This window comes from Martelella sp. (assembly GCF_984369615.1).
The window spans coordinates 1-8866 of record NZ_CFHTCS010000178.1; the positions used below are offsets into that span (position 1 = coordinate 1).

The 8866-nt window shown below is 62.9% G+C and carries 7 protein-coding genes; all 7 read right to left on the reverse strand.

Going from position 1 to position 8866, the window contains the following annotated elements; all coding sequences use genetic code 11:
* On the reverse strand, positions 1–1109 hold a 1109-nt coding region (gene hflX / locus AC5DC2_RS14270; RefSeq protein WP_491698950.1), incomplete at its 3' end, for a GTPase HflX.
* Between the two features lie 122 nt (positions 1110–1231).
* Positions 1232–1474 carry an RNA chaperone Hfq gene (gene hfq / locus AC5DC2_RS14275; protein WP_024706884.1) on the reverse strand — a complete coding sequence of 81 codons (243 nt, stop codon included), beginning with the start codon at positions 1472–1474 and terminating at the stop codon, positions 1232–1234.
* A 173-nt stretch (positions 1475–1647) separates the two neighbouring features.
* Complete coding sequence (gene trkA, locus AC5DC2_RS14280) at positions 1648–3024, reverse strand: Trk system potassium transporter TrkA (protein ID WP_024706883.1); 1377 nt, start codon at positions 3022–3024, stop codon at positions 1648–1650.
* A 63-nt stretch (positions 3025–3087) separates the two neighbouring features.
* Positions 3088–4452, reverse strand: a complete 1365-nt coding sequence (gene ntrX / locus AC5DC2_RS14285; protein WP_024706882.1) for a nitrogen assimilation response regulator NtrX — start codon at positions 4450–4452, stop codon at positions 3088–3090.
* Positions 4442–6754 carry a sensor histidine kinase NtrY-like gene (locus tag AC5DC2_RS14290; protein WP_491698951.1) on the reverse strand — a complete coding sequence of 771 codons (2313 nt, stop codon included), beginning with the start codon at positions 6752–6754 and terminating at the stop codon, positions 4442–4444. Before AC5DC2_RS14290 ends, ntrX begins: the two co-directional genes overlap by 11 nt.
* 170 nt (positions 6755–6924) lie before the next feature.
* On the reverse strand, positions 6925–8379 hold the full coding sequence (gene ntrC / locus AC5DC2_RS14295; RefSeq protein WP_024706880.1) for a nitrogen regulation protein NR(I): 1455 nt from the start codon (positions 8377–8379) through the stop codon (positions 6925–6927).
* Positions 8376–8866, reverse strand: a 491-nt coding sequence (locus tag AC5DC2_RS14300) for a two-component system sensor histidine kinase NtrB (protein WP_491698952.1), incomplete at its 5' end; no start/stop codon positions are given. The genes AC5DC2_RS14300 and ntrC, both read right to left, overlap by 4 nt.

Sequence of the window (8866 nt, forward strand, 5' to 3'; positions counted from 1 at the left end):
CACGGCAGAAGATGAAGCCTGTCCGGCGAAAGCGTGATGGTCGTTTCGGTGAGACCGCCCGCCAGCCGCGCCGCGATCTTTTCCACGAGCGCATCGACGCCCTCGCCGGTCACGGCCGAAACGCCCATCACCGCATCGCTGGCAGCCGCCCGCGCCATCAGCGCGTCGTGCTCTTCGCTTTCAAGAAGGTCGAGCTTGTTCCAGACCTCGATGATCCGCTCGTTCTGCGCCTTCTCATCGATGCCGAGTTCGCCCAGAATGCGCAGCACGTCGTCGGACTGCGCATCACGCGCGGGATCGGCCATGTCGCGCACATGGAGTATCAGGTCGGCCTCAAGCACCTCCTCCAGCGTCGCGCGGAAGGCGGCGACGAGATGGGTCGGAAGGTCGGAGATGAAACCCACCGTGTCGGACAGGATGACGGTGCGTCCATGCGGCAGCTTCATGCGCCTCAGCGTCGGATCGAGCGTGGCGAAAAGCATGTCCTCGGCCAGCACCCCTGCGCCGGTGATCCGGTTGAACAGGGTCGATTTTCCGGCATTGGTATAGCCGACGAGCGCCACGATCGGATGCGGCACCTTCTTGCGCTTGGAGCGATGGAGCTTTCGCGTGCGCACCACCTGCTCCAGTTCGCGCTCCAGCTTGGTGATCCGTTCGCGTAAGAGCCTTCGGTCGGCCTCGATCTGGGTTTCGCCGGGTCCGCCCATGAAGCCGCCGCCGCCGCGCTGGCGCTCCAGGTGGGTCCAGCTTCTGACAAGGCGGCCGCGCTGATAGGTCAGATGCGCAAGCTCGACCTGCAGTCGCCCCTCCTTGGTGGAGGCGCGCTCGCCGAAGATTTCGAGAATGAGCCCGGTTCGGTCGATGACCTTGGCCACCCATTCCTTCTCGAGATTGCGCTGCTGAACGGGGGAAAGCGGATGATCGACGATGACGAGGCCGATGTTGCGCGCATCGAGCAATTCGTCGATTTCCTTGATCTTGCCGGTCCCGATCAGCGTCGCCGGACGCGGTTCGTTGACCGTGACGATCTCGGAGGCAACGACATCGAGCCCGATCGCGCGGGCAAGGCCGACGGCCTCCTGCAGGCGGCTTTCGGGCGCGCGCGACATGACTTCGCCCTCGCTGCCGCGCTGCGCCTTGATGACCGGAACGAGAACCAGCGCCCGGGATGAATCCCGGTTCTCATACTCGCTTTCAGGAAAGAATGTATCGGTAATGGAAGATCACCAGATCAGGAGGCGTTGTCGTCGTTCTCGAACATCTGCACAGGCTGGCCAGGCATGATCGTCGAGATCGCATGCTTGTAGACCAGTTGCGAATGCCCATCGCGACGCAACAAAACGCAGAAATTGTCAAAAGACGTGACAACACCCGTCAGTTTTACCCCGTTGATGAGAAAAATCGTGAGCGAGATCTTCTGCTTGCGGACAGTATTGAGAAAAAGATCCTGCAAATTCTGAGAACGTTCCGCCATGGCGCCGCTTCTTTCTTACTCTTGCCGGCCAGCGGCCGGTGCCCACCTCATATACGTTGCTTCCAAAGCATGGAAACAACCAGTCAGGCTTTGGTGGTAGCAAATTGACAAGGCTTCCGCAACGGCGAAAACCGATCGCCCGCCGCAACGCAACGCCGTACGCACCGGGAATGTCAGAAATACTGGATCGAGACCCTGAACAGCTGCTCCACATGACGCACGGCGGAGGCCACGGCGAACAGGATGACGCGGTCATGCGGCTTGATCTTCAGATCGCCGGTCGGGCGCAGGATCGCATTGCCGCGATAGACGGCGCCGATACGGATGCCCTCCGGCAGATCGAGATCGCGAAACGGCGTTCCGACCAGCGGTGACGTCGTCAGCGCTTCCGCCTCGATCACCTCGGCCGCTCCCTTCTGCACGGCATAGACCGAGCGGATACGCCCCTTGCGGACATGCTGGAGCACGCGCGAGATGGTGACAGCGCGCGGGTTGATATAGGCATCGATCCCCAGCGACTTCGTCACCTCGTGGAAGGACGGATTGTTGAGCAGCGCCAGGTTCGACTTGCAGCCAAGCTGTTTGGCGATCACCGAGGCCAGGATATTGGTCTGGTCGTTATTGGTGAGGGCGACCATCAGATGTGCGTCGGGCACGTCGGCCTGGATCATGATGTTCTGATCGAGCGCCGAGCCCTGCAGCACGATGCCGTGGTGCAGCGCATCGGAGACGGTGATGGCCTTTTCGCGGTCGAGCTCGATCATTTTCAGCCGCGTCTTGGGCTGCAGTTCCTCGATCGACTTGGCCACGAAGAAGCCGATATTGCCGCCGCCGGCGATCACGATCCGCCGCGCCTCCTGCTCCTCATGTCCGAAAAGCGCCAACGTGCGGCGGATATGCTCCTGCTCGCAGACGACATAGACGAGATCGCCGGCGAGAATCTGGTCCGTCGAATGCGGAATGATCACTTCCTCGTCGCGGTAGATCCCGGTCACGGTTGCGTTCAGATCTGGAAAGAGCTGGCTGAGCTGCATCAGCGGCGTGTTCAGAACCGGGCAGTCATCATTGCATTCGACCGCCAGCATCGCGATCTTCTCATCGGCAAAACGCACGATATCGGTTGCGCCGGGAAAGGAAATGCGCCGCAGAACCATCTTGCCGACCTCGACTTCCGGCGAGATCGTCACGTCGATCGGCATGTGGTCGCGCGAGAAGAGATCCGAATAGTGCGAATGCAGATAACTCTGCGAGCGGATGCGCGCAATCTTGGTCGGCACGTTGAACAGCGAATGCGCCACCTGGCAGGCAACCATGTTGATCTCGTCGTGCAGCGTCACGGCGATGATCATGTCCGCCTGGTCTGCGCCGGCCTTGGCCAGCACGTCCGGATGGGCGCCGTGGCCGACATAGCCGCGCACGTCGAGCAGTTCGGTAATGGCGGCGATCAGCGAGGCTGACGTATCGATGACGGAGACATCGTTATATTCCTGGGAAAGGCGTTCAGCGATGCCGAATCCGACCTGGCCCGCGCCGCAGATAATGATTTTCATCGGACCCCTCTGGGGTTTTGGAATTCCGGTGGCTCAGCGGACCGCAATCTGCCCGGTTTTCCGTCAAATGCCAAGGGACTTCAGCTTGCGGTGCAATGCCGAGCGCTCCATGCCGACGAACTCGGCGGTGCGCGAAATGTTTCCCCCGAAGCGATTGATCTGGGCCATCAGATAGTCGCGCTCGAAACGCTCGCGCGCCTCCCTGAGCGGCAGCGTCATGATATGAGCGTCGCCCGAGGTCTGGATCTGCGGCAACACGTCGGAGAGGTCCGCAGGCAGCAGTTCGGCGCCGATCGGCTGGGCGGCATCTTCCTCGCGCGAGAGGATCAGCAGGCGCTCCAGATTGTTGCGCAGCTGGCGGATATTGCCCGGCCAGTCATGCGCCTGGAGGATGGCCATGGCATCATCGCCGATCCGGCGCTGGCGGATGCCCGCCTGCTCGCAAAGCTGGCGCATGATGAAGTCGACGAGGAAGGGAATGTCCTCCCGCCGCTCGGAAAGCGCGGGGATGCGAACAGGCACGACGGCGAGGCGGTGGAACAGGTCCTGGCGGAACAGGCCATCGTCGATGCGCGCCCTGAGGTCGAGCGCCGTCGAGGACAGGATCCGGACGTCGACCGTTACCCGCCGGCTGCCGCCGACGCGCTCGAACTGCTGGTCGATCAGAACGCGCAAGATCTTCTTCTGCGTTTCGAGCGGCATTTCGCCGATCTCGTCGAGGTAGAGCGTGCCGCGATGGGCGCGCTCGAGTGCGCCGGTCTTGCGGCTCCGCCCGCCGCCCGGCTCGACGCCGAACAGTTCGGTCTCCATGTTCTCCGGCGTGATCGCAGCGGCATTCAGCGCCACGAAGGGCGCTTCGGCGCGCTGGCTCTTCCTGTGCATCAGCCGCGCGACGATCTCCTTGCCGGAGCCCGAACCGCCGAAGATCATCACGCGGCTGTTGGTCGGCCCGACCTTCTCGACGGTCTGCCGCAGTTGCGAGATCAAGAGCGAGGAGCCGACGAGCTCGTCCGGGTCGCCGCTCTTGCGCTTCAGCTCCTGGACTTCCGATTTCAGCCGCGAATTCTCCAGCGCCCGCTCGGCAATCAGCACCAGCCGGTCGGCCTTGAACGGCTTTTCGATGAAATCAAAGGCGCCGCGCTTAATCGACGAGACCGCGGTCTCGATGTTGCCATGGCCGGAGATCATCACCACGGGCAGGTCGGGATAGCGCTGCTTGATCTCTTCCAGGAGCGCCAGCCCGTCCAGCCGGCTGCCCTGCATCCAGATGTCGAGAAAGATCAGGCGCGGCACGCGGTCGGCGATCGCGGCGAGCGCGCTGTCGCTGTCATGGGCGACGCGCGCCTCATGCCCTTCGTCGGAAAGGATGCCCGAGACGATATCACGGATATCCGCCTCGTCGTCGACGACGAGAATATCAGAGGCCATCTTGTTCTTCCTTGTCTGTTTCCTCGCGGGCGCGTTCGCCGTCATGCACATGCGGCAGTTCCACGCGGATCATCGCGCCCCTTCCCCCGGCAAAATCCGCCGGAGCGTCATGGAGTTCAAGCTTGCCGCCATGTTCCTCAATGATCTTGCGAACGATCGCGAGACCGAGCCCGGTGCCTTTCTCGCGCATGGTAATATAGGGTTCAAGGATCATGTGACGGTTTTCGACGGGCAGGCCCTTGCCATTGTCGATGAAGTCGATGACGTAGCGATCCCGCGCCCTGTCGAAATCCGCGCGCACAAGGATCTTACGCTCTCCGTCAAACTCCGTTACAGGAACGCTTTCAACGGCTTCCACGGCGTTTTTCAGAATGTTTCCGAAGGCCTGACCAAGCATCCTGTCATCGAAGAGGCCCTCAAGCGGTGCATCGCCGAGCTCGCGAAGGAAGGTGATGTCGGTCCGCCCGATCTCCAGCAGGAACACGGCGTCGGAGAGAATCCGGCGCAGGTCCCCGGCCGACTTGGAGGGTTTGGGCATCCGCGCGAAAGATGAGAACTCATCGACCATGCGGCCGATATCGCCGACCTGGCGGACGATTGTATCAGTACACTGGTCGAAGACCTTGCGGTCCTCCTCATCCTCGATCTTGCGGCCGAAGCGGCGCTTGATGCGCTCGGCGGAAAGCTGGATCGGGGTCAGCGGGTTCTTGATCTCGTGGGCGATGCGGCGGGCGACATCCGCCCAGGCCGTGGAGCGCTGGGCAATGATCAGATCGGTGATGTCGTCGAGCGTGATGACATAGGAATTCGAGGCGTTGCGGCTGTCCTCGCGCGTCACCTGAACCGAGAGCGTGCGCTCCTTGCCGAGACGGAGCAGATTGATCTGGCGCCGGAAATTCTGCCGGCGGCGGCGCATCGCCGCCGTCATCACCATGTCGATCTCTGGCGATATGTCGACGAGCTTGCGGCCGATCAGCTCGTTGCCCTTCACAGCCAGAAGCTCTTCCGCCGAAATATTGACGATGGTGATGGTGCGGCTGTCGTCGACGCCGATCACGGCGGCCGTCACGCCCGAAAGCACCGCCTCGATGAAGCGCCTGCGGTCGTCCACCTCGTCCTTCGCGAGAAGGATCTCGCGCTGCTGCGCCCGGATCTCCGCGATCATCTTGTTGAAGGTGCTCGACAGCCGGCCGACATCGCCGTCGATGGTGCGCACCGGCACGGCGACCTTCATATCGCCGGACGCAACCTGGTCGGCGGCGCCGATCAACAGGCGGATCGGCAGCACGATGCGGTCTGCGACGGCGATCCCCGTCCAGATTGCGGCGAGCAGCACGATCAGCGCGAAGCCGAGATAGAGCACGCCGAAGGCCACCTGGATCGAGAAGCGCCCCTCTTCCATGGTCGAATATTCGGAGACGTTGTCCTCGATCATCCGCATCGCGCCCATGACGTTGGGATCGACCGCGCGCACGGTGTAGAGAAGGCTGTCCGGAATGGCTTCGAGCGCGATGATGGCGCCGACGAGGTTGGTATCCCCCGGCGGAATCAGCGTCGGCGTGCCGGACGCCGCCTTTTCCAGCGCATCATCCGGTATGTCCGGCAGCACCGTCTCGTCGCCCAGGTCGGCCTGGACGATGACGCTGCCATCGTCACGCATCAGAAAGGCGCCGAGCATGCCGCGTCCGCGCGCCTGGCGGGTCATCAGGTCGGCAAAGCCGGTCCGGTCAAGGAAGTAGAGTGACCGGTTCCGCTCCAGATCATTGCCCATGGAGAGCGTCTGCCCCTGCAGATAGCTCGCATTCTCCATCATGTAGGCCTGGGCGACATTCAGGGATGACTGGACGATCGACTGCGTGCGAAGCGCGAACCAGCGGTCGAGGCCGGCATTGAGCGTCAGCGTCGCGAAGATCGCCACGACGATCGCCGGCGTCACCGCCACAATCGAAAACAGCGCGACGATGCGGATGTGGAGTTGCGCCGCAGCGCGTCCGCGCTTTCGCGCCTTCAGCAAACGCACGACCTCGCGGCTGATCAGGAAGATCATTGCGAGCACGAAGATCGAGTTTGCCGCGACCAGTCCGACGACGACCCGGCCGGTCGGCTTGATCGGGGTCAGACCCAGCAGGACGAAAAGTGAAACGAAGGCGGTGACGAGCGCGCCGACGACAAGGAACATGCCGGGGGACTTCAGAATGGCGCGCGCACCGCCGCCGCCATAGGCCGCGTCGCCGCCGGGCGCGCCGTCATCATCGGGCTGCGCCCGGAACAAAACCTCTGCCTTGCCGTCGTCTGCTGTCATGCCTGCCGATCTCAAACGCCCTCTCGCCGATGGACGGCGAAAGCGCTCAAGGGCACACGCGGAAAAGCTGAACGCCACCCGTGCGATTCCATCCCTTGGAGAAGGATATGCAACAGAATGTGGCACAAATGCAACGGAAAGCTGGCCGGAAGGCCGCCATCACCGCATTGTCAGGACGAGCTGCGCGAGCTGCGGTAGACCGAGACGCCGAGTTCGCGGATTTTCTTGCGCAAGGTGTTTCGGTTGAGGCCGAGAAGATCGGCCGCGCGGATCTGGTTGCCGCGCGTGGCCGTCAGTGCGGCGAGGATCAGCGGGTATTCGACCTCGTTCAGCACCCGCTCGTAAAGCCCCGGCGGCGGCAGGCTCTCGCCGAAGCTCGCGAAATAGCTGCGCATGTTTTCCTCGACAGCCTGGGCAATGGTCGGCATCCCGGTTCTGACCTGCGCGCCCTCGGCGGGGGCATCCGGCTGGTCGGCCTGCAGCTCCTGCTCGACGATCTCCCGGGTGATGACGTCCTGGGGATAGAGCGCCATCAGCCGGCGCACGAGATTTTCAAGCTCGCGCACATTGCCCGGCCAGGGATAGGCCTTCATCGCATCGATCGCCGCCTGCTCGAACCGTTTGCCGCCAAGGCCCTCGACCTCGCCCTCGTTGACGAAATGACGGACAAGATCGCCGATATCCTCGGCGCGTTCGCGCAGCGGCGGCAGGCGCAACGGCACCACGTTGAGGCGATAATAGAGGTCCTCGCGGAAAAGCCCCTGGTGGATCGATTGCTTGAGATCCTTGTTGGTGGCGGCGACGATGCGCACATCCGTGCGGATCGGCGTGCGGCCGCCGACCGTGGTGTACTCGCCCTGCTGCAGCACCCGCAGCAGCCGCGTCTGCGCGTCCATCGGCATGTCGCCGATCTCGTCGAGGAAAAGCGTGCCGCCCTCGGCCTGCTCGAACCGGCCGGAAGAGCGGGTCTGCGCCCCGGTGAAGGCGCCCTTCTCATGGCCGAAGAGTTCCGACTCGATCAGGTCGCGCGGAATTGCGGCCATGTTGATGGCGACGAAGGGTCCGTTGCGGCGCTTGCCGTAATCGTGCAGGGCGCGCGCCACCAGTTCCTTGCCGGTTCCGGATTCACCGGTGATCATCAGGGTCAGATCGGTCTGCATCAGCCGGGCGAGGACGCGATAGATCTCCTGCATGGCGGCGGAGCGGCCGACAAGCGGCATGCCGTCCTGCATGTCGTCGCCGAGCGGCGCCGGCTTGCGCTTCGGTTCCGACAGCGCCCGACCGACAATGGCGATCAGTTCGGTCAGGTCGAAGGGCTTGGGCAAATAATCATAGGCGCCCTTTTCCGAGGCGCGCACCGCCGTCATGAAGGTGTTCTGCGCGCTCATGACGATCACCGGCAGTTCCGGACGCGACTTCTTGATGCGCGGCAGGAGATCGAAGGCATTTTCGTCCGGCATGACCACGTCTGTCAGCACCAGGTCGCCCTCGCCGGACGAGACCCAGCGCCACAGGGTCGCGGCATTGGAGGTGATACGGACATCGTAACCGGCGCGGCTCAGCGCCTGGTTCAGCACGGTGCGGATGGCTGCGTCATCATCTGCGACAAGGATCGTTGCTGTCATTGTTCTTTTTCCGTTTTCGGGTCGGCCTCGGCGGGCAGGACATCCTTGGAAACCGGCATGAGGATCCTGAATGTCGTGCGGCCGTTCATGTTCTCGCACTCGATGATCCCGCCATGGGCGCCGATGATCTTGGCAACCAGGGCAAGGCCCAGCCCCGTGCCGTTCGGCTTTGTGGTGATGAAGGGATCGAACAGATGCGGCATAAGATCGGGCGGGACGCCCGGACCATTGTCCTGCACGCAGAACTCGAGCGGCAGGGATATCTTTTCCCGCGTTCCCGCGACCGACATGCGGATGCCGGGCCGGTAGGCCGAAGTCAGGATGATCTCGCCGTCCGGCTTGTCGGCCACGGCCTCCGATGCATTCTTGATCAGGTTCAGGAAAACCTGAACCATCTGGTCGCGATTGGCGAAGATCAGCGGCAGAGACGGGTCATATTCCTCGGTGATCTTGATGTTGCGGGCAAAGCCCGCCTTGGCAAGCGCCT

What these genes read in the sequence shown, in the direction of transcription:
- hfq (WP_024706884.1), bottom strand. Translation starts at nt 1,474, where the DNA reads ATGGCGGAACGTTCTCAGAATTTGCAGGATCTTTTTCTCAATACTGTC.
- trkA (WP_024706883.1), bottom strand. Translation starts at nt 3,024, where the DNA reads ATGAAAATCATTATCTGCGGCGCGGGCCAGGTCGGATTCGGCATCGCT.
- ntrX (WP_024706882.1), bottom strand. Translation starts at nt 4,452, where the DNA reads ATGGCCTCTGATATTCTCGTCGTCGACGACGAGGCGGATATCCGTGAT.
- AC5DC2_RS14290 (WP_491698951.1), bottom strand. Translation starts at nt 6,754, where the DNA reads ATGACAGCAGACGACGGCAAGGCAGAGGTTTTGTTCCGGGCGCAGCCC.
- ntrC (WP_024706880.1), bottom strand. Translation starts at nt 8,379, where the DNA reads ATGACAGCAACGATCCTTGTCGCAGATGATGACGCAGCCATCCGCACC.